We start from the raw sequence: 26,427 nt of genomic DNA on the forward strand, positions 1-26,427 counted from the left end.
CGGTCGCGACGGGTGTCCACCGTGCACCACGGCGGACACCCGTCGACAGCCCTCGTCAGGAGATCGAGGCGGGGAACCGGTCCCAGACCCGGTGCGCGGCCAGCAGGGCCTGCGCGTCGGCGAGCACGCCGGTCGGCGAGTCACCGGCCACCACGCCCACCGCGCCGGCCACCCCGGCCAGCTCCAGCACCCGCACGCCCGCGCCCCATGCGCCGATCACCTTGGCGTGCCGCCAGCACTCCTGCACCAGCAGCAGCACCCGGGGGTCGACGACGCTGGCGTCCGCCGCGCCCGCCTTGGCGTCGCGGGCCGGCAGCGCGTCCGGTGCCGGCGCGGGTGCCCCGGCCAGCAGCAGCGCGTCCAGCTCGACCGAGCGGCCGGTGGCGAAGGTCCGCTGCACCGTCAGGTCGCCCACCGTGCCGCCGTGTGCGGCGATCACCAGCGGCACCATGCCGGCGGCGGACACCTCCCGGCGTACCTGCTCGACGCCGTCGGTGTCGGCGTCCGCGTCGACCACGATGCCGACCGTGCGGCCGTCGGCCGGCCAGGTGCGGCCGAGCTGGGACAGCGCCGGGCTGGGCGCGACGTCGGCCAGCGGCACGGTCGGCTCCGGCGTCGGCAGGCCCAGACCGGTGGCCACCTGCGCGCAGAGCACCGGGTCGATGTTGGCCAGGCACTGCAACTGCCGTTCCCGGATCGCCTGGTGGTAGCACTTGCCCAACTCGAAGGTGTAGGCCCGGACGATGTGCTCCCGCTCCACCGGCGACATGCTCAGCCAGAACAGCCGGGCCTGGCTGAAGTGGTCGTCGAAGGAGGCCGGGTTGGCCCGGACCTTCGGGGCCTCGGCCACGGTCACCGGCACGTCGACGAACGCGTTCTCGGCGTCCCCGGCCGGGAACGGGTTGCCCCCGTCGAGCGAGTTCGGCCGGTACGGCGCGACCCCGGCGTGCACGGCCTGCTGGTGGAACCCGTCGCGGAGCATGTCGTTGACCGGCGCGTGCGGCCGGTTGATCGGGAGCTGCGAGAAGTTCGGCCCGCCCAGCCGGGTGAGCTGGGTGTCGACGTACGAGAAGAGCCGGCCCTGCAACAGCGGGTCGTTGGTGACGTCGATGCCCGGCACCAGGTGGCCGAGGTGGAAGGCGACCTGCTCGCTCTCGGCGAAGAAGTTCGTCGGCGTCCGGTTGAGCACCAGCTTCCCGACCGGCTGCACCGGTGCCAGCTCCTCCGGCACGATCTTGGTGGGGTCGAGCAGGTCGATGCCGGCGAAGGTCTCCTCCGGGGTGTCCGGGAACACCTGGAGGCCGAGTTCCCACTCCGGGTACGCGCCGGCCTCGATGGCGTCGTAGAGGTCACGCCGGTGGAAGTCGGGGTCCATGCCGCTGAGCAGCTGCGCCTCCTCCCAGTCCAGCGAGTGCACGCCCAGCTTCGGCTTCCAGTGGAACTTCGCCAGCACCGTCGCCCCGGCGGCGTCGACCAGCCGGAAGGTGTGCACCCCGAAGCCCTCCATGGTCCGGTACGAGCGCGGGATGCCCCGGTCGGACATGTTCCACATGGTGTGGTGCTGCGCCTCGGTGTGCAGCGAGACGAAGTCCCAGAAGGTGTCGTGCGCGCTCTGCGCCTGCGGGATCTCCCGGTCCGGGTGCGGCTTGCCGGCGTGGATGATGTCGGGGAACTTGATCGCGTCCTGGATGAAGAAGACCGGCATGTTGTTGCCGACCAGGTCGAAGGTGCCCTCGTCGGTGTAGAACTTGGTGGCGAACCCCCGGGTGTCCCGCACGGTGTCGGCCGAGCCCCGGGACCCCAGGACGGTGGAGAACCGGACGAACACCGGCGTCTCCTTACCCTTGCGCAGGAAGCCGGCCCGGGTGATCTCCTCGGCGCCGTACCCGGTGAAGACGCCGTGCGCGCCCGCGCCCCGGGCGTGCACCACCCGCTCCGGGATGCGTTCGTGGTCGAAATGGGTGATCTTCTCGCGGAGGTGGTGGTCCTGGAGCAGCGTCGGCCCGCGCGGACCGGCCTTGAGTGAGTGGTCGGTGTCGCGCAGCCGGGCCCCCTGCGCGGTGGTGAGGAACTCGCCCTGCTGGCCGTTGGCGACGGCCGGTGCGCCGGTGGCCGCGCCGGTCGGGGTACGGGTCTGCGGTGCGCCCTGTTCCTTCTTGGGTGGCAGCGGACCGTGCGGGGTGGTGGGCTCCTCGACGGTCGGCGGGGCGCTGCCCGGTGCGCCGGGCACCTCGGGGGTGATCAGGTGGGACACCTTCTCGGCTGCGGCGTCCACCACGTCCTTGACGACTTCGGTCGGCTTGCGGGATTCCATCTGGGTGGCACCTCTTTGCGGAGCGGGGAACGGGTCTTCTTCCCCTACCCGGGCATCCCACCGCAAAACACGCAGGGCCGTCCGGTACGTTTCCGCCGCCCCCGCCCCCGCCCCCGCCCGCCGGTGGCCCGGGCACCGCGCCGCCGCCCTGGGGTCAGCGCAACGCGCGGAGGGTGACGGCGGTGACCGCGCCGTACGCCAGGTGCGGGACCAGGTCGGCGACCCAGTCGGTGGCCGACCAGGTCCGCGGGTCGGTGACCCGCAACAGGGTCAGCGGGCCGTTGGAACCGATCATCGCCAGGCCGGTCAGCGCGAGGGTGGACACGCCCAGCGGCAACCGGCGACCACCGGCCGCCACGTAGCCGACGGCGGCGGCCACCGAGGTGACGTAGCCGAGCAACGGCCCGAGCCCGGACCGCCGGTTGGTGGCGGTCCGGGCGTCACCGAGGTCGACGTGGGCCAGTTCGGCCAACCGGCCGGCGCTGTCCTCGGCGGTGCTGCTGGCCGGCCGGGCCCGGACCACCATGTCGAGGTAGGTGACGGCGTTGAGGGCGGACGCGCCGGCCGCACCGGCGATCAGGGCTCTGCTGGTCGGCATCATCCCTGCCGCGTACCCGCCTGAGCGGCGGTGACACCCCGGACCACCGCCCGCCAGCCGGGAAACCGGCCGCCGCCGGTCAGGAGACCGCTGCCGTCACCAGTTCCCGGACCCGCTTCTCCACGGTAGGGCTCCAGGTACGCAACGCGTACGACACCGGCCAGAGGTCACCGTCGTCGAGGTGCGCCGCCTCCTGGAAACCCAGGGTCGAGTACCGGTAGTTGAACTTGCCGGCGTCCTGGAAGAAGACGACGATCTTGCCGTCCTCGTTCGCGTACGCGGGCATCCCGTACCAGGTCTTCGGGGACAGCTGCGGAGCCGCCGTGACCACCGTCAGGTGCACCCGCTCGGCCAGCGCCCGGTCCGCCGGGGCCATCTGGGCGATCCGGTCCAGCACCGCCTGCATCCCGTCGGCCTTCTTGGCGCCCTTCTTGCCCTCGGCACGCAACTCGGCGGCGCGTTCCTGCATCGCGGCGCGCTCCTCGGCGCTGAACCCGCCGGCATCGGCCCCGGCGGCCTCTCCGGCGGTGCCGCCGCCGGACGCGGCGGTCGAACTCTTCGTGGACACGCTGTCTCCCTCACTGGGTGGACGAGGCGCGGCGTCCTGCCGGCCACCTGGGAAAAGGCTATGGTCCGGTGCCGCCGCCCGCTTCTCGATTCCTGACCAACGGCAGGCGGCCGGATGACCCCACCGTGGGGCAGGACCGGGGCTGCGCCGGTCCACCCGGGTTGGCGGCCGGCTGGCGGACCCGTCGTCGGGGGGCGCCGGTCGTGGACACGTCGCCGTCGATGCGTCTATGGTCACCGCATCCTCCGCCCGTGCCCGTCGTCCGAGGAGCGCCATGGGTTTCCCGGTATCCCTCGACGACCTGCTCGGCGACGAGGTACGCCGCGACCCGTACCCGTACTACGCCCGGCTGCACGAGCTGGGGGAGGCCGTCGCGCTCGCCCCGACGGCCCCGTACGCCGCGGTGGCCCACGGGTACGACGCCGCCCACCGGGTGCTGCGTGATCCGGTGTTCCGGGTGCTCGACGCGGACCACCTGGACCGGGCCGGCCTGCGCTGGCGGGACCACGCGGTGATCCGGACCCTGCAGGCCAGCATGTTCAACGCCCCGCCCGACGACCACGCCCGGATACGCCAGTTGTTCGGCCAGGCGCTGACCGCCCGCCGGGTCACCGCGTTGGAACCGGCGATCCTGCGCATCGCCGACCGGCTGCTCGACGGGCTCGCCCGGGAGGGCGCGGACGGCCGACCGGTGGACTTCATGGCCGCGTTCGCGTTGCCGCTGCCCAGTGCCGTCGTCGGCGAGCTGCTGGGGGTGCCCGAGCGGGACCGGGGGTGGTTCCCGTCGCGGGTGCGGGCGTTCGACGCGGTGCTGGAGATCGGACCGCGTTCGTTCCGGGAGATCCGGGCCGCCAACGTCGCCGCCGACGAACTGACCGCCTACTTCACCGACCTGCTGGCCGTACGCCGGGCGGAGCCCCGCGACGACCTCGTCTCGGCGCTGGCGGCGATCCGGGACGGACGCCCCGACCAGCTGTCGGAGGCCGAGCTGCTGGCCAACCTGATCGTCATGTACAACGCGGGGTTCCGGACCACGGCCAACCTCTTCGGCACCGGGCTGACCCTGCTGTTGGCGCGGCCGGCGGCGTTGGCCGCGTTGCGCGCCGACCACAGCCTCGCTCCGGCCTACGTGGAGGAGATCCTGCGGTACGAGCCACCGGTGCACTTCGCCGTGCGCTACGCCGCCGAGGACACCGACGTCGCCGGAGTCGCCGTCCCCCGTGGACGGTCCGTGCTGGTGCTGACCGGTGCGGCCAACCGCGACCCCCGACGGTTCCCCGACCCGGACTCCTTCGACCCGTCCCGCCCGGACAACCGGCACCTGGCCTTCAGCGCCGGGCCGCACTACTGCGTCGGCGCGGCGCTCGGCCGGGCGGAGGGGCGGCTCGTCCTGCCCCGGCTGCTGGACCGGTTCCCGGCGCTGGCGCTCGCGGCGGAGCCCGGCGAACGGCGGCAACTCATGCTGCGGGGTCACGACCGGCTCCCGGTGCGGCTCGTCGCTGCGGACACCGATCGGTCCGCCGGCACCGTCCGGGTGGACCTTGCGAATCGGTCTTGATTGAGTAAGGTCGATTCACACGGAGCGGCTGCTCCGGTGACCAGAACGGCGACGGTCACGCCGACGTCGTACCCGGTCTCCGGCCGCGTCCCCGGCCACCTGTCACGCCTCCCGCGCCCACCGGCTGCCGGGCCCGCCGACGCCGACCTCCGGAAAGGAAACAACGGCCATGACCGACGAGATCCGCGCGTTCCTCTTCGCCGCGCTGACCGAGATGAAATACGACATCGAGGGCGCCGACGACGACACGGTGTTCGGTCCGGCCGGCCTCGACGTGGACTCGCTCGGCCTCGCCGAGCTGGCCGTCCGGGTGGAGGACCGGTTCGGGGTGGCGTTCGACGACGACGAGGCCGAGGCCCTGGCGATGATGACGGTCGGCGAGTTCTGCGGCGCGGTGTCCCGGCGCATCCAGCCCGCCTCGGCGCACTGACCGTGCCCGCCGCGCCACCCGCCCGGCCGCCCGTCGACCGGTCGGCTGACCGGGCCCGGTGCGGTCGGGCCCACGGTTGTCGTCGGTGCGGCCGGGGAGTCGCCGGGACCGGGCGGGAGGGACGCGCGTGCGTGCGGGTGTGACGGTTACCGGGATCGGGTTGGTGAGCCCCGTCGGCAGCACCGCCGCCGAGGTGTTCGACGCGGTCTGCGAGGGCCGCTCCGGCCTACGCCGACCACCCGAGGGGCACCCGGTCGACGGGGTCGTCGACGTCGCGGCGTTCAGCCCGGACATCGACCCGGCCAGTGTGCTGCCCGGCCCCGAGTCCCGGGTGGTGGACCGCTCGATCGTGATGGTCCTGCGGGCCGCCGAGGACGCGTTGGCCGACGCCGGTGTCGAGGTGGGCCGGGACGTCGACCCGTACCGCGTCGCCGTCATCGTCTCCGGCGTCGGCGGCCTGTCGACCCTGGCGAGCCAGGTGCTCGCGCGGGCCGAGCGGGGCCGGTTCGGGGTCAGCCCGTACCTGCTGCCCGGGACGCTGCCGAACATGGGCGCGGCACGGATCGCCATCCGGTTCGGCATCCGGGGCTACACCTCGTCGATCGGCACGGCGTGTGCGTCAGGTGCCCAGTCCCTCGGCGAGGCGCTGCGGATCCTGCGCGCCGACGAGGCCGACATGGTGGTCTGCGGGTCCAGCGAGGCGCCGCTCTTCCCGGCCTTCGTCGACGCGTTCGGCAACGCCCGCGCGCTCGCCCACGGCTGGTCCGACCCGACGGCCGCGAGCCGTCCGTTCGACCGTCGCCGCAACGGTCTCGTCCTCGGCGAGGGGGCCGGGGTGTTCGTCCTGGAGCGCACCGCGCACGCCGTGGCGCGCGGCGTCCCCCGGCACGCCGACCTGCTCGGGTGGGGGGCGAACAACGACGCCTACCATCCCACCACCCCGCGCCCCGACGGGTCCGGTGCCGCGCACTGCATGCGGGCGGCGCTGCGCGACGCCGGTCTGCACGCCGACGACATCGGCTACCTCAACGCCCACGGCACCAGCACCAAGGCCGGTGACGCGGCCGAGATCGCCGCCCTGCGTGACGTCTACGGCACCGCCACCCCGCCGGTGAGTTCCACCAAGGGCGTCACCGGGCACCTGCTCGGCGTCTCCGGGGTGGTCGAGGCGGCCATCGGCATCGAGGCGCTGCGCCGCGGTCTGCTGCCGCCGACGCACAACCTCGACGACCCGGACCCGGCCGACGAGGTCGACCACATCCGCAAGCAGCCCCGGGCCGTCCCGGTGACCACCGTGATGTCCAACTCGTTCGGCTTCGGCGGCCACAACGTCAGCCTGGTGTTCGGCCCCGCCGGGGGCTGACCGGCCGGGGACGCCCGAGCGGGCACCGGCCGGCCGCACCGGGCGGTTCAGCGGATCGTGAGCACCGTCGCGGTGTCGTGTACGCCGACCGTGACGTCGAAGTGCTGGTGCAGCATGTCGGTCAGGTAGTCGAGGTCCGCCACGAGGGGCACCGGCAGCATCGCCCGCTGGTCCGGGACGGCGTGGGTGGCGACCAGCTCGATCCGGTCGGCCTTGAGCAGCCCCCGGGTCAGGAAGGCCGGCAGGTCCTCGGGGAGGAGACAGCGCCACAGGTCGACGTTGACGATCAGATCGAGCGCACCGGCCTTGAACTGCTGGAGCACGGTGCCGAGCAGGTGCGCGTTGGTCGGGCCGGGCGGCGCGTCGTGGTCGAAGGTCTGCGAGTCGGGGCCCAGCTGCAGGGTGGCCACCCCGTTGCCGATGACCAGGGCCGCGCGGGTGGCCAGCTCCGCGCGCAGCGCGGCGGGCAGCACCGCCGGTCGCCCCAACCCCGCCCGCCGGTACGCGTCGATGGCCTGGCCGTAGAGCCGGATCCGGCCCAGGTGCCGTCCGAACGTGTTGATCGAATACAGCACCTCGACGTCGTAGCGCAGGTGCTTGCGCAGCAGGTACTTCATGTTGTCCATCGAGGCGAGCCCGTTGGACGTCTTGCGGAAGTGCGGCAGATGGTAGGACGTCGCCTCGACGTCCAGCTCGAACAGGTCGGGCCGGGCCCCGTGCAGGTGGAAGATCCGGTAGAAGAACTCCAGATCCTCGAACCCCCACTTGACGATCGTCTCGTCGAAGCCACCCACCCGCAGGAACGACTCCCGGTCCACCGACGCGTTGTGGGTCAGCCCGAGCACCCAGGGCGCGCTGGGGAAGTCGTGGATCCGTTGCGGGTGGGAGATGTCCTCCAGCCGGGGGTCGCCACGCTCGGCGTCGAGCAGCTCCGCCCCGATCGGCTCACCCCGGCGCAGCGCGTCCGCACCGGCCCAGTCGAGGTCGTACCGCTGACCCAGCAGCACCCCGGGCCGGCCGTCGAGGGCGTCGTGGTGGGCCCGGTGCCGGGCCAGCAGGGTCGGGTGGGCCACCGTGTCGGCGTCCAGGAACAGCAGGGTGTCGGCGTGGGCGCGGGCCGCCGCCGCGTTGCGGTTGGCACTGCGGCCCCGGTTGGCTTCGCTGCGTACGCAGTCGATCCGCAGTCGGTCGGCGTAGCTCCCCACGAGGGCGGTGAGCGGTTCGGCCGAACCGTCGTCACCGACGATGACCTCGAATTCCTGCGGCGGCAGGGTCTGCCGGGTCAGGGACGTCAACGTCGTGTCGAGCGCCGTGCCGTTGTTGTGGGCGGGGATCACCACGCTCAGCCGGGGCTGGTCCATGGTCGGCATGTGACTCCTTCGCGAAACGCCGGCCAGGCCCCGTCGCGGGCCGTCAGCGGGGGGTGCAGTGCGCGGTGATGTAGTCGGCCAGGTCGGCGACCGTGGTCATCTGGTCCTCGTCCAGATCCTCCACGTCGATCTGGATCTCCAGCTCGTCCTCGATCTCGAGCAGCAGCTCCAACGCGAGGGAGGAGCTGAGGCCCAGCTCGTCCATCAGCTGGGTCCGTTCGGTGACCGGGGCCGGCGGCCTGAGCATCCGGGTCAGCAGCGTGGTCATGCTGTCGACGACCTGCGCACGCAGCTGCGGCGCAGTGGCCGTGTCGGACTCTGTCACGGGACCCTACGCTCCACCATGGAGCCATCAGAGCAAACGTGATCGTCGGGTGTCAACGGGTGCGACGATCTTCAGCCGGGGTGCCGGCGGGACGATCCGTCCACCCGGTCGGACCGTACGACGTCGCGACGTCGAACGGCGGCTCACCGGCGAGCGCCACCGCGACCCGGTACCCGCCCGGGGTGGCGACGTCGGTGACCCGGTGCACCCCCACCGGGTCGCCGCAGCGCACCACGTCGTCGCGGTGCACCGGCAGCGCCAGCTGGGGCCAGAGCCGACCCCCGGCGGCCTTGACCACCGCCTCCTTACGGGCCCACAGCCGGGCGAACCGGTCGGCCCGGGCGGCGGCGTCGGGCCCCGAGCGGACCAGCCGCGCCTCCTCGGCGGCGAAGAACCGGTCGGCCAGCGCCACCGGGTCCAGCCCCGGCGTCGGATGCTGGATGTCCACCCCGACCGCCCGGTCGCCGGCCACGGCGATCGCGACGAGTTCGTCGGAGTAGGACAGGCTCGTCTGCGGGCCACCCCGGGGGTGGGTCAGCGTCGGTTTGCCGTGCCGGCCCCGCCGCCAGCTGAGCCGCTCGGGTGGCAGGTCCACCGCCCGGCCCACCAGGACGCGCAGCGCGCCGTGCGCCACGGTGAACCGGTCCCGGGTGGCCGCCTGGGCGAGCGTCGCCGCGCGGGACCGCTCGTCGGCGTCGAGCAGCGCCCGGTACCGGGCCAGCTCGTCCGGGGACACCCGGGCCGACACGATCCAGATCCGGACGGCGTCGGGCATGGCCGTACCCTAACGCCACCGCGGCGGCGGCGATTTGTGACGTTGACACGTGCCGATTCGCGTTGCTCTGATGGACCGATGTTCGCGCAGACCGCCGAGGCGCAGGTGCTCGTCCCGTTCGCCGGCCCGGGGGCGGGCACCGCGCCGCTGACCTGGGGTCAGCTCGCGATCATGCAGGACATGCGGGAGACCGGGTGGACGCACAACGTCAGTGGTGCGCACCCGGTGCCGGCCGGGGTCACCGTGGCGGAGGTGGCGGCGCAGCTCGGCGACCTGATGAGCCGGCACCCGGCGCTGCGGATGCGGCTGGGCACCGACGAGCACGGCGAACCCTGCCAGGTGGTGTCCGCCGCCGGGGAGGTCGCCCTCGACGTGCTGGACGTCCCGGACGACGCCGACCCGGCCGACGTGGCGAAGTTCGCCTACGAACTGGGCCACGCCCGGCTGCTGGCCCACTACGACCTCTACCGGGACTGGTCGGTGCGGATGGCGGTGGTCCGGCACCGGGGTGTCCTGGTGCACCGGGTGCTGACCCTCGACCACCTGGTGGTCGACGGCACCGCGACCGCCCTGCTGATGGCCGATCTCGGGCTGGTCGACCTGACGGCCCGGCGGGCGCCCGACCCGCGTACCGTGCAGCTGCTCGACCTCGGCCGGCGGGAGCGCACACCGCCACTGCGCCGGGTCAGCGACCGGGCGGTCCGGCACTGGGAGTCGCACCTGCGCGACATCGCGCCGTCGACCTTCGGCGCGGTCACCAACCCGGCCGGGCGACACGGCCGGCGGTTCTGGCACGGCCGGTTCAGCTCACCCGCGGCCTACCTGGCGGTGCAGGCCATCGCCCGACGGACCAGGACGGACACCTCCCGGGTGCTGCTCGCGGTGATCGCCGTGGCGGTCGGCCGGGCCACCGGGGTCAGCCCGCTAACCGCCAAACTCATCGTCGGCAACCGGTTCCGGCCGGGGTTCGCCGAGGCCATCGCCCCGCTGAGCCAGAACGGCGTGCTCACCGTGGACGCCACCGACACCACCGTGGACGAGGTGGTGGCCCGGGCCCGCAAGGCCTCCGTCGCCGCCGGGATGTACGCCTACTACGACCCGGTGCAGCTCGCCGAGGCCAGCGCCCGGCTCGACGACGAACGTGGGTACCCGGCCCGGGTCACCTGCCGGATCAACGACCGTCGGGTGGTGACCCGGCAGGCGGCGGACGACGGCGCGCGTACCGAGGAGGTGACCCCCGAGCAGATCCGGCGGAAGGCGGCCGAGACGTTCCTGGTCTGGGACGGCACCCTGGACCACCTGCCCGAACAGGCGTTCATCACCGTCGAGGACCAGCCGGAGACCATCTTCCTCCAGGTCATCTTCGACCTGGGCTGTTTCACCGAGACCCAGGCCGAGGCGCTGCTGCGCGGGGTGGAGGAGGTGGCCGTCGAGGCGGCGTTCGACCCGACGGCCCCCACCCGGATCACCGGCTGAGCGCCGGGTCGACGGTCACCCGTCGACCCGGTCCCAGGTCACCGGCAGCGTCTCCAGGCTGCGTACCACCAGGCCGGGCTTGAAGCGCAACTCGTCCTCGGGCACGGCCAGCCGCAGGCCGGGCAGCCGGCGCAGCAGCGCGCCGAGGGCCTCCTGCAACTCCATCCGGGCCAGCGCCGCGCCGAGGCAGTGGTGCGGGCCGGCCCCGAACGCCAGGTGCGGGTTGTCGACCCGGCCCAGGTCGAGGGTGTCGGCCCCGGCGAACACCGAGGCGTCCCGGTTGGCCGAGGCGATCGCCGGGAGCACCGGGGTACCCGCCGGCAGGCACACCCCGCCGAGTTCCACCTCCTCGGTGGTCACCCGGGGCAGCAGCACCCCGTTGTCCCCGAGCTGGATGAACCGGGACAGCTCCTCCACCGCGCGGGCCACCGCGACCGGGTCGTCACCGCGCAGGCCGGCGAGCTGCTCGGGGTGCCGGGCCAGTACCAGCAGGAACAGGTTGAGCTGGTTGGTGGTGGTCTCGTGGCCGCCGACGAAGATGCCGGCGGTCACCGAGACGAGTTCCCGTTCGGTGAGGTCGTCGTGTTCGTCCCAGGCGTTGATCAGGGCGCTCATCAGGTCGTCGCCGGGCTCGCGGCGACGTTCGACGATCATCTCGCCGAACGCGTCCAGGGCGGCCTGCGGGGCGGCCGGGTCGGCGTCCCAGTCACCGACGAGCGCGTCGGACCACTCGCGTACCCGGTCCTGGTCCTGCTCGGGGATGCCGAACAGCTTGCTGATCACATAGATCGGCAGCGGCGCGGACAGGTGCGGGATCAGGTCCGCCGGTGGTCCCGCCGCCACCATCGCGTCGATCATCCGGTCGATCAGCGCGGCCACCGTCGGGCGCAGCGCCTCCACCCGGCGGACGGTGAACGCGTGCGACACCGCCCGGCGCATTTTGGTGTGCCGGGGCGGGTCCATCCCGATCAGCGAGTCCTCGGCCAGCGAACCCAGCTCCCGGGTCGGACGGTCGGGCCCGGCCGCGGCGGCCCGGCTGAACCGCTGGTCGGTGAAGACCCGGCGGACGTCCGCGTGCCGGGTGGCCAGGTAGGCCGACGCCCCGTCGGGCAGCGCGACGGGCGCCACCGGGCAGGTCTCCCGCAGCCGGGTGTAGTCCGGTGACGGGTGGTAGATGGTGGGAGCCGGGGCGAGCGGGTACGGAATGGGCTCTTGCGTCATCGACGACTCCTAGGGTGGTCCGACAGGCCGGTGGGTTCAGCTGCGGGGGTGCGCGGCGAGGGCCACCAGCGCCGGCACCACCTCGGCGGGGGTGGGCATCGCGCGGACCCGGTCGCGCATCGACGCCGCGGCGTCGCGCCAGGGGCCGTCGCCGATCAGCTGGCCGACCAGGTCGCGCAGCGTGTCGTCGTCGGCCCGCTCGGGCGCCAACCAGGTCCCGGCGCCGGTGAGCGCCAACCGCTCGCCGTTGAAGTGCTGGTCGCTGACCTGCGGCAGGATCAGTTGCGGCACTCCGAGGCCGAGCGCCGTCATCGTGGTGCCCGCGCCGCCCTGCTGCACCAGCGCGGCGCAGGTCGGCAGCACCAGCCGCAGCGCCAGCGGGCCGTCGACCAGCCGGACGTTGCCCGGCATCGGGCCCAACCCGGCCTGCTGGGCCCGTTCGACAAGCACGACGACCTCGACGTCCAGCCCGGCGACCGCGCGGATGACCCGGGGGAGGCCCAGCCGGTCGCTGAGCCCGGCACCGGCCATCATGGTGCCCGCCGTGACGCAGACCCGGGGCCGCCGCGGCGGGCGGTGCAGCCAGGACGGCAGCACGGCCGGGCCGTTGTACGGCACGTACCGGACCGGTAGTCCCGGGCGGGTCATCGGCACCTGCATCGGTGGTGGCACCGGGTCGAGGGTCAGCCCGCCGGTGAGGTCCACGTCGGTGGCGGCGAGCCCGAACCGGCCGGCGAGCGGGCCGAGGACCTCCTCCGGGTCGAGCCGGAGGGTGACCGACGAGTCCGGCCCCCACAGGTGCTGCACACCGGGCACGCCGAGCGCGGCGGCGGCCACCGCGGCGGCGAGGTTGAACGGCTCCCAGACCATCAGGTCGGGCTGCCAGTCCCGGCCGAAGGTGACCAGGTCGTCGAGGAGGGCGTCGGCGAACCGGACCACGCCGCCGTCGGCGGTGATCGCCGGCTCGACCGCGTCGACCGGCTCGGCGGTGCGGGCGGCCCCGTCCAGCGCGCCCACCGCGCCGATCCGGCCCGCGAACGCCTCGGCGAAGTCGAGGTCCGCACCCAGCGGCACCGCCGCCAGGCCGGCCGCGGTGATCGCCGGCACCAGCGCGGGATGGCTGGCCACCCGCACCTCGTGACCGGCCGCCTGGAGGGCCCAGCCGAGCGGGGCGAGGCCGTAGAAATGCGACCGCCAGCCCCACGTCGACATCAGAATCCGCAAAGCCGCAGTCAAGTCCGACCCATCCGCGCGCGTCACCGGGCAGTCCTGGTGCACAGATGCTAGGCGATGGATGTCGGTACCCGGAAGATCGTCGGTCGTCCCAATGGATATTGACGACGACGCACCGATGGCCGAGTCTTACCGGTGCCCGATGTGGACCGCCGACCGACAGGTGGGTAGCTCGTCATGACCGTCGTCTCCGAGCTGCGGGACTATCCGTTCGAGCCGTTCACCGGTGACCTGCCGGCCGAGTTGCTCGACATGGTGGTGTCCGACCCGGTCAGCCGGGTGCGCCTGCCCGACGGCCGGCCGGCCTGGCTGGTGCTCGGCTACCAGGACTGCTGCACCGTCCTGGCCGATCCCCGGTTCTCCCGGCTTCCGCCGGGCGCGACCGCGACCCCCGACGGCGTCGGCCCGCGCGAGCTGAACATGGACGGTCCGGCGCACGCCGTGGTCCGCCGGGTGGCCAGCCGGGCGTTCACCGCCCGCCGCATCGACACCTTCCGCCCCCGGGTGCGTCGACTGGTGGACGCGCTGCTCGACGACCTGCTCGCCGGCCCCCGGCCCGCCGACCTGGTGGCGGCCCTGGTGGCGCCGCTGCCCGTGTACGTGGTCTGCGACGTGCTGGGGGTGCCGGTCGCCGACCGGCCCCGGTTCTACGGGTGGATCGAGGGCCTCAACTCGGTCACCGCGTACGGTTCGGCCGATGCCGCCACCGCGCAGGCCCAGCTGCGGGACTACCTGGCCGGGCAGTTGGCCGACAAACGGGTGAGCCCCGGCGACGACCTGCTCTCGGCCTGGGTGCTCGGCCGGGACGCGCACGAGCTGGTCGACGCCGAGCTGGTGGAGCTGGCGATGGGGGTGCTGCTCGGCGGGCTGGAGATCAACTCCACCAGCGCCGGGCTGCGCGCGCTGTTCCAGCACCCCGAGCAGTTGGCGAAGCTGCGGGCCGACCCGGGCAAGCTGTCCTCGGCGACCGACGAGATCCTGCGCTACACGTCGGTGAGCAGCATGTTCCGGGTCCAGGTGGTGCAGGAGGACCTGACCCTCGGCGGGGTGGCGATGCGCGCCGGGGACTGCGTGATGGCGATCCCGTGGGCGGGCAACCGCGATCCCCGGGTCTTCCCCGACCCCAACGTCTTCGACATCGACCGGGTGCCGACCGCGCCGCACCTCACCTTCGGCTTCGGGCCGCACTTCTGCCTGGGCACCGCGCTGGGCCGGATGCAGGTGGAGCTGTCGATCGGCGAGCTGCTGCGGCGGCTGCCGGGGCTGACGCCGGCGGTGCCGATCGAGCAGATCCCGTGGCGGCACGACCGGATGAACGGCGGCATCGCGTCGTTCCCGGTCACCTGGTGAGCCGCCGGGGCGGCCCGGCGGTCAGTAGTTGTCCACCGCGTTGACCCGGTCCGGCCAGTAACGCTGGCCGGGTGCGGGGACGTAGTGGTCCCACCGGGGCGCGTCACCGGTCGGGTGGTCACCGAGCACCGTGATCCGCTGACCGCGCCGCAGGCCGTCGTAGTCGTTGATCGCATAGTGCTGGGTGACCCGGTTGTCCCAGATCGCCACGTCGCCGACGCGCCAGCGGTACCGGCAGGTGAACTGCGGGCCCTCGGAGAACGCGAACAGGTACTCCAGCAGCGCGTCGCTCTCGTTGCGGCTCAGCTGCGGGATGTGCGAGGTGAACAGCCGGTTGACGTACAACGAGCGGCGGCCGGTCTCGGGGTGCACCCGGACCACCGGGTGCTCGGCCCGGCTGGTGAACTCGGTGCCGATCCGGATGACGTGGATGGCGGTCAACCCGTCGAGCAGGTCGCGCATGGGCGCGGACAACGCCTCGTACACCTTGCACTGGTTGGTCCACATGGTGTCGCCGCCGGTCTCGGGCAGCTCGACCAGGTGCAGGATGGAGGCGATCGGTGGGCTCTGGTGGAAGGTCATGTCGGTGTGCCAGACGTCGACCTTCCCACCGTGCTCGGAGTCGATGAGGACGATCTCCGGATGCCCCTCCAGCCGGGGCAGGTACGGGTGCAGCTCGACCTCGCCGAAGCGCCGACCGAAGGCGATGTGCGCCTGCGGGGTCAACCCGGTCTGCCCGGCGACGAAGACCACCTGGTGCGCCAGCAGCAGCCGGTGCAGGTGGGCGAAGCCCTCGTCGGTCAGGGTGTTCAGGTCGATGCCGTGGACCTCGGCGCCCAGGGCGCCCGCGACGAGCCGTACCTGCGGCACGAGGGAAGTGGTCATCGGTGCTTCCTCCGGTCTGGGCCCCGGGCCCGTCGGCGCATTGTTCCACGACGGTGAATGGGATCTCCACCGTCGATGTTGACGCCGTCACGCCGCCCTTGGGAACATTCGGGCCGCCGGACGACGGCCACGGCCATCGTGGACGCGTGGCGCGACAGGAGGCTGTCCGGGTGACGATCGAGACCCCGACCGATGACGACGCGGCGGCCCGGCTGGGCCGGCTGACCGACCTGGCGACCCCGTTCGCGGTCCGTACGGCGGTGACGCTGCGGGTGCCGGAGCGGATCGCGGCCGGCACCACCCGCCTCACCGAGCTGGCCGACGGGTGCGACGCCGACCCGGACGCCCTGGGCCGGTTGCTGCGCTACCTGGTCCACCGGGGCGTCTTCGTCGAGCCGGCTCCTGACGAGTTCGCGCTGACCGATGTCGGTGAGCTGCTCTGCGACCGTGACGGCGGCGGACACGGCGGCTACCTGGATCTCGACGGTCTCGGGGCCCGGATGGACCTCGCCTACACCGGGCTGCCGACGGCGATCCGTACCGGCGGGCCCGGCTACCAGGCGGTGCACGGGCGGGACTTCTGGGCCGACCTGGACGCCCACCCGTCCTACCGGGCCTATTTCGACGCGTTGATGCTCAGTCAGCAGCGGTTCACCGCACCCCAGGTGGCGGCGCTCTACCCGTGGGCGCGGGTGGGTCACGTCGTCGACGTCGCCGGGGGTGCCGGCGGGCTGCTGCGGGAGCTGCTGACGACCCACCCGCACCTGCGGGGCACCCTGGTCGACCGGGCCGAGCCGGTGGCCACGGCGGCGGGCACGTTCGCCGAGCACGGGCTGACCGGGCGGGTCGACACCGTGGTCGGGGACTTCTTCGCCGAGTTGCCGGCCGGCGCCGACGTCTACGTGGTGTCCCGGGCGTTGACCGACTGGAGCGACACGCACGCCACGGCGATCCTGCGCCGGTGCGCCGAGGCGGCCGGGAAGACCGGACGGGTACTGGTGGTGGAGGTGCTGCCGACCGACCCGTACGTGCCGCACCGGTCCCCGTACGACCTGCAGATGCTGGTGTTGGTGGGTGGCCGGGAGCGGGGCGTGGCCGACCACACGGCGTTGGCCTCGGCGGCCGGTCTGGCACCGGTCGGGACCTATCGTGGCACCGACGGACTGACCCTGTTGGAGTTCGCGGCGGACGCCTGATCCGGCGGCGGGCGAGCCGATGTCGTACCTGATTGCTCTATCGGTGTGACACACGGTGAGCAGGTCAGCGGATTTCTCTGGGCATCAACCGATTTGATGGTGAATTGGTTCGTGACATTCGTGTTTCTCCATCGCCGGGGCGGTTTTCCGATGGTTGTTCAGGGCGGGACCGGCAGGTAACGTCTCGCGTGGCGGCTGGGCCGAGCCTTTGCGAAAGGGTCGACACGCTATGACGGTTACTGGCTTTACGCGTTTTCCGCCCTTCATCGACGACCTTGCCCGCAGTGAATCCGGGCGGCTGCTGCACGCGGAGTTCGAGCGTCGGTGGCCCGAGACGACCGACCAGTTGGTGGGGATCGCCCGGTACGCCCTGTTGCCGGCGGGCAAGCTGCTGCGTCCGATGATGACGTTGCACGCCGCCGAGGCGGTGGGCGGGTCGCCGTCCCGGGTGCTGCCGGCCGCGCTGGGGATGGAGTACCTGCACGTCGCGACGCTCGTGCACGACGACATCATCGACGCCGACACGCTGCGGCGGGGTCGCCCGGCGGTGCCGGTGGCCTTCGGGATTCCCAGCGCCATCGTGGTGGGTGACCACCTCATCTTCACGGCCTTTCAGTCCATTGTGGAATCAGGGGTGACCGCACCCCCGGGGCACGTCGCCGCCGCCGTCGCGGCCCTGGCCGAGGCGGGCCGGGACCTGTGCCGGGGCCAGATGCTCGAGACGCAGCTCGTCGGTGACCTGGACGCGGGCGCCCGGTGGTACCCGGAGATGATCCGGCTCAAGACCGGCGCGCTGTTCCGCGCGGTCTGCCACGTCGGCGCGCTGCTCGGCGGCGCCGACCCGCAACTCGCCGCCGGGCTGGCCCGCTACGGCGAGCACCTCGGCATCGCCTTCCAGATCCGCGACGACCTGCTGTCCTACGTGGCCACTCCCGAACAGACCGGCAAACCGGCCACCAGCGACCTCAACAACGGCCGACCGACCCTGCCGCTGCTGCTCGCCTACGACGCGGCCACCGACACCGCCCGGGTCGAGCTGATGGCGGTGCTGCACCGGCGGGGCGCCGGCCCGGGGGACGTCGAGTGGGTCGCCGCCCTGCTCGACGAGGTCGATGCGGTGCAGGCGGCCCGGCGGCAGATGGCGGAGCACGCCGAGCAGGCCCTGGCGGAGCTGACCGCGCTCACCCCCTCCGCCAGCGCCGACGTGCTCACCGGCATCGCGCACTGGATGACGAGCGAGACGGCGTGAGCACAGCCGGTGCCGTACGCGCGCTGCGCGCCCACATCGAAACCTGGCGGCCGTACACCCTGTGGTATGTCGGGCTGGTCGGCCTCGCCGGCGCGGCCCTGGCCGACGGCCCGCACCACCCGTGGCTGCTGGTGTCGGCGTGGGCCGCCCCGACCGCCGGCTGGCTGGGCGGCCACTACCTCGGCGACTACTTCGACCGGGACCTCGACGCCGGCAGCAAGCCGCACCGGCCGATCCCGTCCGGCCGGCTGGCCGCCCGCACGGCGCTGTGGTGCGGCGGGGTCTGCTTCGCGGTCCTCGCGCTGCTGGCGGTGCTCGGCGGCTGGGGCACCACCTCGGCCGCCGCGCTCGCCGCGTTCGGCATCGTCGCCTACAGCCGCTGGTGCAAGGCGCGCGGCGTCGCCGGGAACCTGGTCCGGGGCGCACTCGGCGCGATCGCGCTGCTCTACGGGGCGCTGGCCGTCGGACTCTCCCCGGACCCCCCGTCGGCGGTTCCGGTGCTGCTCGCCGCGATGGTCGCGTTCTGGTCGCACGACACGATGTCCAACCTGGTCGGTGCGTTGCGCGACATCGACGGTGACCGGGCCGGCGGCTACCACACGCTGCCGGTACGCCGGGGTTCGCCGTTCGCGGTGCGCACCGTGCTGGCCCTCTACGCGGTGACCGTCATCGCCGCGCTCACCGCCGGGCTGCTGGCCGGGCCGGACGGCCGGACCGGCTACCTGGCCACGCTGATCGTCGTCCTGGTGCTGGGGGTCGTCGCCCTCGCCCCGCTGGTCGCGCACCGCGCCGACATGCCCGTCGTGGTGGCGCTGCGGGCGCACTCCGTCCTGGTCGTCGAGCGGGTGGTGCTGGCCTCGGCCCTGGTCGGGCTGCGGCTGGGTATCGGCCTGCAACTGCTGCTGGTGCTGCCGATGGTCGGGTTGACCTGGTGGGCCCAGCACCTGATGCGTGCCCGGCACGAACTCGGCACCGGCCGACCGGCACTGGCCCTGGCCACCCCCCGCCGAGCCGCCATGGAGGACGTGTCATGACCGCTGTGCCCACCGAGGCCCTCGACCGGGCCATCAGCGACGGCGCGGAGGCGCTGCTGCGCCGGCAGCGCCCCGACGGGGTCTTCGGCGACGACCCACCGGCCTCGGTGCTGGGCACCGCGGGTACGGTCGCCGCCCTGCACGCCGCCGACCCGCTGGGCAGCGCCGACCTGGTCGACGCCGGCACCTCGTGGCTGCGCCGGCAACAGCACGACGACGGCGGCTGGGGCGGCGTGGTGGGGGCCGACAGCGAGGTCGTCGCCACCGCCGTCGCGGTCGCCGCCCTGGCCCTGACCGCACCGGAGGCCAGCGCCGAGGCGATCACGGCCGGCCGCGCCCGGCTGGCCGCGATGGGCGGTGTCGACACGGTCACCGACCCGGCCATCTCGCTGCTCTGCCGGCAACTGCTCACCCTGGCCGGGATGACCGTCGAGGCGGGCCCGCTGCGCCGGCTGCCGTTGGAGATCGTGCTGTTCGACCGGGTCCGCCGGCAACGGCTGTCGTTCCGTACCTCGCCGTTCATCGGGCTGGCCCTGATGCAGGCCGACCTGCTGCCCACCGGCCGACTGCGCCGGGCCACCCTGCGCCGGGCCCGCCCGGCGGCCCTGCGGCTGCTGCGGGCGATCTACGACCACGAGGGCCGGACCGGCGCGCTGAGCGAGGACCCGTGGCCCGCCGCCCTGGTGCTGCTCGGCCTGGCCCGCTCCGGCGAGGCCCCGGACATCGCCACGGCCGTCGTCGGCTGGCTGCGTCGCGCGGTCCGCCCCGACGGCGCCTGGGACGCGGTGACCAACCTCGACCTGACCCGCTCCGGCTACGCGGTGACCGGGCTGGCCGCCGCCGGCTACGCCGCCGACCCCCGGTTGGCCCCGACCCGGGACTTCTTCCACGCCACCCAGAAACCGACCGCGTTCACGGTGCTCGACGTGCCGCCGGGCGGATGGAGCTACTCCAACGTGGGCGGCTGGCCGGTGACCCTGGAGTCCGCCGAGATCCTCTCGGCGCTCGCCGGCTACCCCGACGCCGACACCGACCCGGTGCTGCGCAGCGGCCTGACCTGGCTCATCGGCCGGCAGGACACCCGGGGCTCGTGGAGCCTGTGGGTGCGCGACACCAAGCTCGCCAACGACGGGCCCTGCCCCGCCATCACCAGCCAGGCCGTCCTCGCCCTGCACGACGCCGGCCACCCCGACGACCACCCGGCGGTCGCCGCCGGGGCGGCCTGGCTGCTGACCGCCGGACGCCCCGACGGCAGCTACGAGAACCTCTGGTACCGCGACCACACCTCCGGCACGGCGGTCGTGGTGACGGCGCTGTCCCGGGTCGGCCACGCCCGGCACGACGTGGTCCGCCGGGCGGCCGGCTGGCTGCGCGACACCCAGCTGCCGGACGGGTCGTGGGGGCCGGGCGACGGCACCGCCGGGTCGGTCGAGGAGACCGGCTGGGCCGTCCAGGGGCTGCTGGCCACCGGCGACCCCGGGCACGCCGACGCGGTCGACCGGGGCGTCGGCTGGCTGCTCGCCGCCGCCGGGCCCGACGGCGGCTGGCCGGCCACCCGGGTCTGCAACTACATCCGCCACCACCTGCGCTACCCCAACGCCGTGATCACCCAGGCGGTCGCGCTGCGGGCGCTCGGCGAATACCGGCGTACCGTCGCCGGGCGGGCGGGCGTCACACCCGGCGCGGTGGCCCGATGAGCGCCGACGTCGTCGTGGTCGGCGCCGGGGCCGGCGGCCTGGCCGCAGCCCGCGCGCTCGGCGCCCGCGGGCTGCGGGTGGTCGTGCTCGACCGGCAACGCACCCCCGCGTCGATCGCCAAGGGCGAGATCCTCCAACCCGAGACGGTACGCATCCTCGACGGCTGGGGCGTGCTCGACGCCCTGCGGGCCACCGGCGCGCGTCCGGTCGACCAGCTGGCCATCCGCGACCCGCAGGGCCGGGCACTGCTCGCCCTCGACTACGGCACCCTGCCGGGCAGCCACCGGCAGATCCTCTGCGCCGACTACGGCGACCTGCGCGGCGTACTCGCCGACGGGCTGCCCGGCACCGTCGAGCTCCGCTGGGGGCAGCGGGTCACCGGCCCACTGCGCGCCGCCGACGGCCGGGTCACCGGGGTCCGGGTCACCGGCGGCGACGGCGAACAGGACATCCCGGCGGCGCTGGTGGTCGCCGCCGACGGGATGTCCTCACCGCTGCGTAAAGCCGTCGGCATCGACGTCGAGCGGCGGGAGTACCCGCACGGCCTGGTCGCCTTCGACGTGCCCGGGGTGGAGGTGGCCGACGAGGTGTCGGCCTACCGCACCGACCGGGGGCTGTGCCTGGTCTACCCGCTGCCCGGCGGGCGCTGCCGGGTCTACGTCCAGGTGACGCCGGGCGAGTTCCGCGGCCACAGCGCCGCCGACCTGGCCGCCTGGTGCGACCGGCTGCTCGCCGGGGTGCCCGCCATCCGGCCGCTGGGGTCGGCGCTGCGGGCCAGCCTGCACCGGCGGCAACTCCTCTCCGTCTACCGGCTGCGCGCGGCGCAGCTGACCGTGCCCGGCCTCGCCCTCGTCGGCGAGGCCGCCCACGCGGTGCACCCGATGGCGGCGCAGGGCGTCAACAGCTCACTCGCCGACGCCGAGACCCTCGCCGCCACCCTCACCGCCGACGGGGACCGTCCGGACGCCACCGGGGTGGACCGGGCACTGCGGAACTACGACACGGCCCGCCGACCCCAGCTCGACCACATCGCCACGGTCAGCCACAACGCCGCCCGCATGATCACCAGCGTGTCGGGGCTGCCCCGGCTGCTCGGGGCGCGGATGATGCGGCGCACCGCGGCCAACCCCCGGCTGCTCGGGCTCACCGCCGGCAACCTGTCCGGCACGAACGTCCGACCGCTGTCCCTGGTCGACCGGATCTACCAGCTCGGGCTGCTCACCGACCGGCACGCCCACCCGCCCGTCCCGCCGGCCCCGCAACGAAGTGAGCGACGATGACCACTGCCACCACCGTCGGCACCCAGCCGCCGGCCGACCTGTCGATGAACGAGACGCCGTACCCGCCGCTGCCGAGCATCCGACGGATCGTCGAGGACGGGGCCGCCGCCCTCCAGCGGTACCCGGACCGCACCGCCGCCGCACTGCGGGGCACCCTGGCCGCACGGTTGGGCGTGGGACCGGAGGCGATCCTCGTCGGGCCCGGCTCGGCCGGACTGTGCCAACACCTCGTCCAGGCGCTCGGGCCGCGCCCCGAGGTGGTCCACCCGGCACTGTCCTTCGAGGGCTACCCGCTGATCATCGGCAACGTCGGGGCCCGGGGCGTGCCGGTGCCGATGGACGGCTACCGCCACGACCTGCCCGCCATGGCCGCCGCCGTGACCGACCAGACCCGGTGCGTGCTGCTGTGCAACCCCAACAACCCGACCGGGGCGGCGCTGCACCGCGACGAGATCGACGACTTCCTGGCCCGGATCCCGGCCGACGTACCGGTGATCATCGACGAGGCGTACCGGGAGTTCGTCACCGACCCGCAGGTGCCCGACGGGACGGACCTCTACCGCGCCCACGACAACGTCTGCGTCCTGCGCACCTTCTCCAAGGCGTACGGGCTGGCCGCGCTGCGCGTCGGCTACGCGGTGGTGCCACCCCGGGTGACGCCGCTGGCCGGCATGGTGGGCGCGGTGTTCTTCCCGAACAGCCTGGCCCAGGCCGCGGCGGTGGCGAGCCTCGACGAGGCGGTCACCCCCGAACTGACCCGACGCTGCGCCGAACTGGCGGCGTCGCGTACCCGGCTGATCGACGGTCTGCGTGGCCTCGGCCTCACCGTGGCCCCCAGCGAGGCGAACTTCGTCTGGCTGCCGCTGGGGGAGCGGGCGGTGCCGTTCGCCGAACGGGCCCGCGAGGCCGGCATCCTGGTGATGGCCCTGCCCGGCGCGGGGGTGCGGATCACCGTCGGCACGGACGAGGCGAACGACCGGCTGTGCGCGTTCGCCCGGACCGCCCTGGCCGCCGGGCTCTGACCGGCCGGTGCGGCGTGCCCACCGTCCGGGCCGGAGTCGTCACCGGTCGGGCCGTCCCGCGCCGGTCGGGTCGGCGTCGTCCCAGCTGACCAGGCAGAGGTAGCGCAGGTCGGGGTCGTAGTCGGCGGCCACCACCGGCCCGGACCGGTCCGGGCCGGCGAGCCGGTCCAGCAGGGTCCACCACAGGCCGGTGACCGGCTGCCCCGGCGGCGTGACGTGCACCCCCTCGACGGGATGCGCCGGCCAGGCAGTGGCGAGGTCGGCGCTCAGCACCACCCGGCCGTCGGGGTGGCCGGCCGACAGCGCGGCCAGTTCGGACCCGGCCAGCGCGGCGACCTCGTCGGCGGCCACGTCCGGGTGCTGGCGTACGACGCCCACCCGGGCCGTGATGTCCAGGACGTCACCGGTGGAGCCCGCCGGGCCGGTGGTGCCGGGTCCACCTCGTACCCCGGCGGCCACCGGCTCCTCCGCTGCGGCGGGAGCCGCGGACGGCACCGGGCCCGGTGCGGGGACCGGCCCGTTGGTGCGGTAGAGCAGGGCGACCCCCTGGTGCCGGGCCGGAGCGGGGGCGGACGTGGCGTAGGGCACGACGGTCTGTTCGACGACGATCAGCAGGACCCGTCGGCACCCGCCCGACGACGCGTACGCCCGGGCGAGCCGCAGCGCACTGAAGGCCGCCGCCGAGCCCTGGTCGCAGACGGCGAACGACAGCGGGGTCCCCGGGCAGACGTGGCTCAGGTAGGTGGCGGTGGCCCGGCCGGGCAGCATGTCGTGCCGGGAGAACGCCAGGACGAGCAGGTCCACCGGTTCGTCCGGCGTGACGAGCGCCCGGATCAACGCCTCGGCCATCTCCGCGTAGGACTGCCCCAGCGACCCGGACGCCGTGTCGAACAGGCCGGCCGGCACCTCCCGCCCGTCCTGGCGGGCCAGGTCCGTCAGGTAGCGCCGGGACTGCTCCCGGTGGGCCGGGTCGTGCAGCAGCGCGGCCGGCCCGGGGAAGGCCCGCCGGGCGGCCCGGATCAGGTGCAGGTCGGTCGGCGGGGCTGCCGGCACGGTTCTCCTTCCTCACACCGGTCGGCACGCGCCGACCGGCTTCGCACCCGTCGGCACGCGCCGACCGGTCCCTGTGGCGCGGTCAGTGGGCGAAGACCATGGCGGCGAAGGTGGCGCCGTCCCCGGCCCCGACGGCGGCGACCAGGTAGCGGTCACCGGGGTCCAGCAGCCCCCGCTCGCGCGCCGTCAGGTAGTTGGCGAACGCGTCCGCGCAGAAGACGTGACCGGTGTCCCGGACGTTGTCCAGCAGCACCCGGTCGCGGGGGAGCCCGATCAGCCGGCACAGCCGGTGCCACGTCACGACGTTGACGTTGTGCGGCAGCACCAGCCGGATGTCGTCCAGGGTGACCCCGGCCACCGCCAGGGCCCGCCCGATCACCTCCGCCAACGCCGGCCGGTACTCGCGCTGGAACTGGGCCCCGGACGCGCCACCGGCGACGTCGAACTCGCCCCGCTGCGCGCACGCGTAGCCGAGCAGCCGGTCCCGGGGCCCGTCGGCGCTGACCAGGCACGCGGACGCCCCCTCACTGAAGACCGAGGTCTCCGGGATGAACTGGGCGTCCCGGGTGAACGCCTTCTCCCCGGTGAGGACCAGCGCCAACGGGCCGTCGCCCGGCCCGTGCCGGCCGGGTGGTTCGGCGGCCAGCAGCCGGCCGGCCATCTCGATCGCGAGCAACGCGCTGGCACACGACTGCTGGGTCAGGGTGAAGGCGACCGCGTGGCCGAGCCCCAGCGCGCGGCAGACGTCGTGCAGCGGGTTGACCGGGTACGGCGTGACGACGGGAAACGCCCGCCCGTACAGGACGAACCGGACCCGGTGTTCCTGCCCACGCAGGGCGGTGAGCCCGGTCGCGGCGTGCAGTAGCAGGTCGTGCAGCGACAGGTCGGGGTCGCGGCGCACCTGGTCCAGGCCGTGGAACCGGCGGAACAACCGGACCTGCATGTCGGTCAGCTCCAGCGGGCCGGCCAGGCTCTCGATCGGGACCCGGCGCTGGGGGAGGTGGACCGCGACCGCGTCGAGGGCCGTCATGCCGACGGTGCCGACCGTGGCCGCTCGACGGCCGGTGCCCGGCGTCGGCCGGCCACCATTGTCGGCCCGTCACCAAACACAGTGGACGACGCCGCCCGGTGTCGTTGCTCGTCGACCGCCACGCGTCGAATCCCATCAGCGGCGTCCGCCGCTGTCAACGCGTGCCACAATATCGACGTGGCCCGCTTCCTGTTCGTCGTCCTGCCGGTGGCGTCCCATCTCAACGCCCCGCTCGCCATCGGTCAGGCGCTCCAGGCGGCGGGGCACGAGGTGGCCTGGTGCGGGCCCCGCAGCGACCTGCGACCGCTGATCGGCCCCGACGCGACCCTCTACCCGACCGGCAAGCGGTACTTCCGCCTCGACGGCGAGACCGGCATGGCCTCGGTGCGCAGCCTCTGGGAGGGGCACGTGTTGCCGGTCAACCGGTTCATCCGCGACGCCGCCGACCAAGCCGTCGCGCACCACCGGCCGGACGTCGTCGTCGTCGACCAGTACGCGCTGGCCGGCGCGCTGGCCGCGTACCGGTACGGGGTGCCGTGGGCCACCTTCTGCGTCGGCACCCTGGAACTCACCCCGCCGGACCTGCCCGAGTTCGACGAGTGGGTACGCGGCCAGCTCACCCGGGTCTGGGCGATGACCGACCTGCCGGTCGACGAGACGATCGACCTGCGCTTCTCGCCGTACCTGGTGCTCGGGTTGACCAGCACGGCGTTGACGGGCGCGACGCCGCTGCCGGCGCGGTGCGTGCTGACCGGCCCGGCGCTGGGCCACCGGCCCGACGCGCCGGCCTTCGACTGGGACGCCTGGGACCGGTCCCGCCGGCACGTGCTGGTCACCGTCGGGACGATGGCCGAGCACCTGGCCCGGGACTTCTTCCAGCGGATGCTGGCGGCCACGGCACCGCTCGCCGACCGGGTGCAGGTGGTGCTCACGGCCTCGACCGACCTGCTGCCCGACCCGCCCGCGCACGTGCTGGTGGCCCCCCGGGTGCCGGTGCTGGAGCTGATGCCCCACCTCGACGCGCTGGTCTCCCACGGTGGGCTGGGCACGGTGACCGAGGCGCTGGCGCACGGCGTCCCGGTGGTCGTCGCGCCGATCCGGCACGACCATCCGATGGTGGCCCGGCAGGTGACCGACGCGGGCGCCGGCATCGAGGTGTCGTTCGGGTCGGCCACCCCGGCGGAGCTCACCGCCGCGCTCACCGCCGTCCTCGACGGGCCGGGCTACCGGGCGCAGGCCCGCCGGGTCGGTGAGTCGTTCGCCGCGGCCGGGGGCGCGACGGCCGCCGCCCGGCACCTCGCCGCCCTGGCCGGTCGACCCGTCGACCATTGTCCTACGGGTACGCCCACACTAGCCTGACCTGACGCACCCGCACGGGTGTCGCCGTCCATGGTCGACAC

General features: G+C 74.0%; 23 protein-coding genes. 12 read left to right on the forward strand and 11 right to left on the reverse strand.

Translation table 11 applies throughout. The annotated features are described in order from the left end of the window. Window positions 1-55 precede the first annotated feature (55 nt). From JQN83_RS22290 to JQN83_RS22300, 3 genes are all read right to left on the reverse strand, one after another. Window positions 56-2,314, reverse strand: a complete 2,259-nt coding sequence (locus JQN83_RS22290; RefSeq protein WP_208569098.1) for a catalase — start codon at window positions 2,312-2,314, stop codon at window positions 56-58. A gap of 154 nt (window positions 2,315-2,468) precedes the next feature. Continuing rightward, window positions 2,469-2,912 carry a hypothetical protein gene (locus JQN83_RS22295; RefSeq protein ID WP_208569099.1) on the reverse strand — a complete coding sequence of 148 codons (444 nt, stop codon included), beginning with the start codon at window positions 2,910-2,912 and terminating at the stop codon, window positions 2,469-2,471. Window positions 2,913-2,991: 79 nt separating this feature from the next. Next, window positions 2,992-3,480: an iron chaperone gene (locus tag JQN83_RS22300; protein WP_307799565.1), complete on the reverse strand. Its 489-nt coding sequence runs from the start codon at window positions 3,478-3,480 to the stop codon at window positions 2,992-2,994. Between the two features lie 274 nt (window positions 3,481-3,754). On the opposite strand from JQN83_RS22300, the gene JQN83_RS22305 reads away from it, so the two are divergent. The 3 genes from JQN83_RS22305 to JQN83_RS22315 all read left to right on the forward strand — a co-directional run bounded on the left by JQN83_RS22305 (window position 3,755) and on the right by JQN83_RS22315 (window position 6,831). Beyond that, the gene (locus JQN83_RS22305; protein WP_208569100.1) at window positions 3,755-5,038 is read left to right on the forward strand and encodes a cytochrome P450; all 1,284 of its coding nucleotides are present in this window, start codon (window positions 3,755-3,757) and stop codon (window positions 5,036-5,038) included. Window positions 5,039-5,207: 169 nt separating this feature from the next. Beyond that, window positions 5,208-5,468: an acyl carrier protein gene (locus tag JQN83_RS22310; protein ID WP_208569101.1), complete on the forward strand. Its 261-nt coding sequence runs from the start codon at window positions 5,208-5,210 to the stop codon at window positions 5,466-5,468. A 139-nt stretch (window positions 5,469-5,607) separates the two neighbouring features. Further along, window positions 5,608-6,831 (forward strand): beta-ketoacyl-[acyl-carrier-protein] synthase family protein, encoded by a 1,224-nt coding sequence (locus JQN83_RS22315; protein WP_208569102.1) that lies wholly within the window; start codon window positions 5,608-5,610, stop codon window positions 6,829-6,831. Window positions 6,832-6,878: 47 nt separating this feature from the next. On the opposite strand, the gene JQN83_RS22320 is transcribed toward JQN83_RS22315, so the two are convergent. Genes JQN83_RS22320 through JQN83_RS22330 form a run of 3 tightly spaced genes read right to left on the reverse strand, consistent with a single transcriptional unit; the run spans window position 6,879 to window position 9,301 of the window. Beyond that, on the reverse strand, window positions 6,879-8,201 hold the full coding sequence (locus JQN83_RS22320; protein ID WP_244252988.1) for a glycosyltransferase: 1,323 nt from the start codon (window positions 8,199-8,201) through the stop codon (window positions 6,879-6,881). Window positions 8,202-8,244: 43 nt separating this feature from the next. Then, window positions 8,245-8,526: a phosphopantetheine-binding protein gene (locus tag JQN83_RS22325; protein ID WP_307799566.1), complete on the reverse strand. Its 282-nt coding sequence runs from the start codon at window positions 8,524-8,526 to the stop codon at window positions 8,245-8,247. Window positions 8,527-8,578: 52 nt separating this feature from the next. Beyond that, the gene (locus tag JQN83_RS22330; RefSeq protein WP_208569103.1) at window positions 8,579-9,301 is read right to left on the reverse strand and encodes a 4'-phosphopantetheinyl transferase family protein; all 723 of its coding nucleotides are present in this window, start codon (window positions 9,299-9,301) and stop codon (window positions 8,579-8,581) included. Between the two features lie 78 nt (window positions 9,302-9,379). Here JQN83_RS22330 and JQN83_RS22335 point away from each other — a divergent pair, with 78 nt between their 5' ends. Beyond that, window positions 9,380-10,777 (forward strand): condensation domain-containing protein, encoded by a 1,398-nt coding sequence (locus tag JQN83_RS22335; protein WP_208569104.1) that lies wholly within the window; start codon window positions 9,380-9,382, stop codon window positions 10,775-10,777. Window positions 10,778-10,792: 15 nt separating this feature from the next. Here JQN83_RS22335 and JQN83_RS22340 read toward each other — a convergent pair whose 3' ends face one another. Both JQN83_RS22340 and JQN83_RS22345 read right to left on the reverse strand, forming a co-directional pair. Further along, window positions 10,793-11,998: a cytochrome P450 gene (locus tag JQN83_RS22340; protein WP_208569105.1), complete on the reverse strand. Its 1,206-nt coding sequence runs from the start codon at window positions 11,996-11,998 to the stop codon at window positions 10,793-10,795. 36 nt (window positions 11,999-12,034) lie between these two features. Next, window positions 12,035-13,210, reverse strand: coding sequence for a nucleotide disphospho-sugar-binding domain-containing protein (locus JQN83_RS22345; protein WP_208569106.1), 1,176 nt, complete (start codon window positions 13,208-13,210; stop codon window positions 12,035-12,037). Between the two features lie 198 nt (window positions 13,211-13,408). Between JQN83_RS22345 and JQN83_RS22350 the strand changes: the two genes are divergently transcribed. Continuing rightward, window positions 13,409-14,581, forward strand: a complete 1,173-nt coding sequence (locus JQN83_RS22350; RefSeq protein ID WP_208569107.1) for a cytochrome P450 — start codon at window positions 13,409-13,411, stop codon at window positions 14,579-14,581. Between the two features lie 21 nt (window positions 14,582-14,602). Here JQN83_RS22350 and JQN83_RS22355 read toward each other — a convergent pair whose 3' ends face one another. Further along, a complete protein-coding gene (locus tag JQN83_RS22355; protein WP_208569108.1) occupies window positions 14,603-15,466 on the reverse strand; it encodes a TauD/TfdA dioxygenase family protein in 864 nt (287 codons plus the stop codon). A gap of 170 nt (window positions 15,467-15,636) precedes the next feature. On the opposite strand from JQN83_RS22355, the gene JQN83_RS22360 reads away from it, so the two are divergent. From JQN83_RS22360 to JQN83_RS22385, 6 genes are all read left to right on the forward strand, one after another. Further along, the gene (locus JQN83_RS22360) at window positions 15,637-16,662 is read left to right on the forward strand and encodes a methyltransferase (protein ID WP_208569109.1); all 1,026 of its coding nucleotides are present in this window, start codon (window positions 15,637-15,639) and stop codon (window positions 16,660-16,662) included. Between the two features lie 229 nt (window positions 16,663-16,891). Further along, a complete protein-coding gene (locus JQN83_RS22365) occupies window positions 16,892-17,911 on the forward strand; it encodes a polyprenyl synthetase family protein (protein WP_208569110.1) in 1,020 nt (339 codons plus the stop codon). After that, window positions 17,908-18,945: a UbiA prenyltransferase family protein gene (locus JQN83_RS22370; protein WP_208569111.1), complete on the forward strand. Its 1,038-nt coding sequence runs from the start codon at window positions 17,908-17,910 to the stop codon at window positions 18,943-18,945. Before JQN83_RS22365 ends, JQN83_RS22370 begins: the two co-directional genes overlap by 4 nt. Further along, a complete protein-coding gene (locus JQN83_RS22375; protein WP_208569112.1) occupies window positions 18,942-20,642 on the forward strand; it encodes a prenyltransferase/squalene oxidase repeat-containing protein in 1,701 nt (566 codons plus the stop codon). Before JQN83_RS22370 ends, JQN83_RS22375 begins: the two co-directional genes overlap by 4 nt. After that, window positions 20,639-21,922 (forward strand): FAD-dependent oxidoreductase, encoded by a 1,284-nt coding sequence (locus JQN83_RS22380; RefSeq protein ID WP_208569113.1) that lies wholly within the window; start codon window positions 20,639-20,641, stop codon window positions 21,920-21,922. Before JQN83_RS22375 ends, JQN83_RS22380 begins: the two co-directional genes overlap by 4 nt. After that, window positions 21,919-22,944, forward strand: coding sequence for an aminotransferase class I/II-fold pyridoxal phosphate-dependent enzyme (locus JQN83_RS22385; RefSeq protein WP_244252989.1), 1,026 nt, complete (start codon window positions 21,919-21,921; stop codon window positions 22,942-22,944). Before JQN83_RS22380 ends, JQN83_RS22385 begins: the two co-directional genes overlap by 4 nt. Before the next feature lie 39 nt (window positions 22,945-22,983). Here JQN83_RS22385 and JQN83_RS22390 read toward each other — a convergent pair whose 3' ends face one another. Beyond that, window positions 22,984-23,997, reverse strand: a complete 1,014-nt coding sequence (locus JQN83_RS22390) for a beta-ketoacyl-[acyl-carrier-protein] synthase family protein (protein WP_244252990.1) — start codon at window positions 23,995-23,997, stop codon at window positions 22,984-22,986. An 82-nt stretch (window positions 23,998-24,079) separates the two neighbouring features. Then, a complete protein-coding gene (locus JQN83_RS22395; protein WP_208569114.1) occupies window positions 24,080-25,027 on the reverse strand; it encodes a 3-oxoacyl-[acyl-carrier-protein] synthase III C-terminal domain-containing protein in 948 nt (315 codons plus the stop codon). Between the two features lie 177 nt (window positions 25,028-25,204). Between JQN83_RS22395 and JQN83_RS22400 the strand changes: the two genes are divergently transcribed. Further along, complete coding sequence (locus JQN83_RS22400) at window positions 25,205-26,386, forward strand: glycosyltransferase (protein WP_208569115.1); 1,182 nt, start codon at window positions 25,205-25,207, stop codon at window positions 26,384-26,386. The last annotated feature ends 41 nt before the right edge of the window (window positions 26,387-26,427 follow it).

The sequence above is a fragment of the Micromonospora antibiotica genome, from assembly GCF_017599305.1.
In the GTDB taxonomy this organism is placed as follows: Bacteria; Actinomycetota; Actinomycetes; order Mycobacteriales; family Micromonosporaceae; genus Micromonospora; species Micromonospora antibiotica.

Bases quoted from the DNA above. Each gene is read 5' to 3' on its own strand.
- JQN83_RS22290 (WP_208569098.1), bottom strand. From the start codon at position 2,314: ATGGAATCCCGCAAGCCGACCGAAGTCGTCAAGGACGTGGTGGACGCC.
- JQN83_RS22295 (WP_208569099.1), bottom strand. From the start codon at position 2,912: ATGCCGACCAGCAGAGCCCTGATCGCCGGTGCGGCCGGCGCGTCCGCC.
- JQN83_RS22305 (WP_208569100.1), top strand. From the start codon at position 3,755: ATGGGTTTCCCGGTATCCCTCGACGACCTGCTCGGCGACGAGGTACGC.
- JQN83_RS22310 (WP_208569101.1), top strand. From the start codon at position 5,208: ATGACCGACGAGATCCGCGCGTTCCTCTTCGCCGCGCTGACCGAGATG.
- JQN83_RS22320 (WP_244252988.1), bottom strand. From the start codon at position 8,201: ATGCCGACCATGGACCAGCCCCGGCTGAGCGTGGTGATCCCCGCCCAC.
- JQN83_RS22330 (WP_208569103.1), bottom strand. From the start codon at position 9,301: ATGCCCGACGCCGTCCGGATCTGGATCGTGTCGGCCCGGGTGTCCCCG.
- JQN83_RS22335 (WP_208569104.1), top strand. From the start codon at position 9,380: ATGTTCGCGCAGACCGCCGAGGCGCAGGTGCTCGTCCCGTTCGCCGGC.
- JQN83_RS22340 (WP_208569105.1), bottom strand. From the start codon at position 11,998: ATGACGCAAGAGCCCATTCCGTACCCGCTCGCCCCGGCTCCCACCATC.
- JQN83_RS22345 (WP_208569106.1), bottom strand. From the start codon at position 13,210: ATGTCGACGTGGGGCTGGCGGTCGCATTTCTACGGCCTCGCCCCGCTC.
- JQN83_RS22350 (WP_208569107.1), top strand. From the start codon at position 13,409: ATGACCGTCGTCTCCGAGCTGCGGGACTATCCGTTCGAGCCGTTCACC.
- JQN83_RS22355 (WP_208569108.1), bottom strand. From the start codon at position 15,466: ATGACCACTTCCCTCGTGCCGCAGGTACGGCTCGTCGCGGGCGCCCTG.
- JQN83_RS22365 (WP_208569110.1), top strand. From the start codon at position 16,892: ATGACGGTTACTGGCTTTACGCGTTTTCCGCCCTTCATCGACGACCTT.
- JQN83_RS22375 (WP_208569112.1), top strand. From the start codon at position 18,942: ATGACCGCTGTGCCCACCGAGGCCCTCGACCGGGCCATCAGCGACGGC.
- JQN83_RS22380 (WP_208569113.1), top strand. From the start codon at position 20,639: ATGAGCGCCGACGTCGTCGTGGTCGGCGCCGGGGCCGGCGGCCTGGCC.
- JQN83_RS22385 (WP_244252989.1), top strand. From the start codon at position 21,919: ATGACCACTGCCACCACCGTCGGCACCCAGCCGCCGGCCGACCTGTCG.
- JQN83_RS22395 (WP_208569114.1), bottom strand. From the start codon at position 25,027: ATGACGGCCCTCGACGCGGTCGCGGTCCACCTCCCCCAGCGCCGGGTC.